We start from the raw sequence: 1,311 nt of genomic DNA, 5'->3' as shown, positions 1-1,311 counted from the left end.
TGAACAATGAACATACTGTAAAATATCATTTTGAATTTCTTGTTTATTATCATATCGATAACATTGAATCTTATTCTTACTCAAGAAACAATTTATTTTATTTGTAAACGATTCTTTTTGGATATTAGCCACAATAATTTCATCAAATATTTTAATTTCTTTTTTTATACTGCTTATTAATTGATCATTATTATCATTAATAATAACACAGGTTACTTTGGGTTTTATTAATTGAAAATTATTACGTACAATTCTATTAATATCTAAATTCACTTGATTTTCAATATCTTTAAAATTATGAATTGATTGAATAATACGTGAGCGTTTTTCCATAACAATTTTTATTAATCAAGTGCCTTTTTAATATCACTTGCTTTGTAATAAACATGATCAATCTTTTTATTTTCTACATGAATGAGCATTGGTACTTGTTTTACTGTGATATCTTTATAATCTGTTACATTTTTATAATCAAAATCTTTTCCTGTTTTTAATGTAGTATCTTCTATATTGAAAAAATAAAGATTTGAATTTCCGCTTAAAGTTTTTTTGATATCATCATTTACTTCTTCACATTGTTTATTTCCTGTTTCATAGAAGTATACAAAATACGTATCATTTTCAGAATTATTTAATAGATTCTTTTCTTCGATATGTTGATATCTAAATCCAACATCTTTTGGATTTTTAAACGGATCTTCTGGTTTTTTCAACATATTTACTGCCACCACAATTACAAGTCCAATAATACAAATCCCAATCATTTTTAAAGTCTTTTTACTCTTTTCCATAGGTCATTTCCTCCTTTGACACCTTTAGCATAGACTATAGAGTCACTTTATACTCAAGTATTTTTTGAAATATCTTTTATATTTCCTCTCTACACTTATTATTTTATTTATTTTCTTTTAAATCGGTATCTTTCTGGCATGGAAGTCAATTTTATGGCACGAAAATAAAAAATTAAATAGTTACACCTATCTAAAAAAGCTACTTTCATAATTGAAAATAGCTTACATTATTAATCTAGAAGTGTCTTATATACAATTTCATCCACACAGCTCTTAATATTATTCATCATTAAGACCCTTTTAATTTGATTCTTTTGTTTAAGTTCTTCAGTAACATTCCACTTGATTTTATATTCTTCAACCAATCTTTCATATAAATCGTCAGCTTCTTTTTGTACTTTTAACAGATAATCATTTAATTCATTTTTTGAAAATAATTTGAAATATAGCCCATAATCATATTTTTTTAAATAATCTAGCTTTGCTCTTCCAAAGCGATTTAAATGCATTTCTTCTACTT

General features: G+C 24.3%; 3 protein-coding genes. All 3 read right to left on the bottom strand.

Annotated elements, in window-relative coordinates; translation table 11 throughout:
* On the bottom strand, positions 1–333 hold a 333-nt coding region (locus LJD32_RS14895; RefSeq protein ID WP_227403838.1), incomplete at its 3' end, for a hypothetical protein.
* 11 nt (positions 334–344) lie between these two features.
* The gene (locus LJD32_RS14890; RefSeq protein ID WP_227392773.1) at positions 345–791 is read right to left on the bottom strand and encodes a DUF6568 family protein; all 447 of its coding nucleotides are present in this window, start codon (positions 789–791) and stop codon (positions 345–347) included.
* Positions 792–1,021: 230 nt separating this feature from the next.
* On the bottom strand, positions 1,022–1,311 hold a 290-nt coding region (locus LJD32_RS14885), incomplete at its 5' end, for a TnpV protein (RefSeq protein WP_227392774.1).

Origin of the sequence: Faecalibacillus sp. TM498 (assembly GCF_020589955.1) — a bacterium.
Lineage (GTDB): Bacteria > Bacillota_I > Bacilli_A > Erysipelotrichales > Coprobacillaceae > Faecalibacillus > Faecalibacillus intestinalis.
The sequence above is the reverse complement of the archived record's forward strand: the minus strand, read 5'-3'. Positions and strand labels throughout refer to the sequence as shown.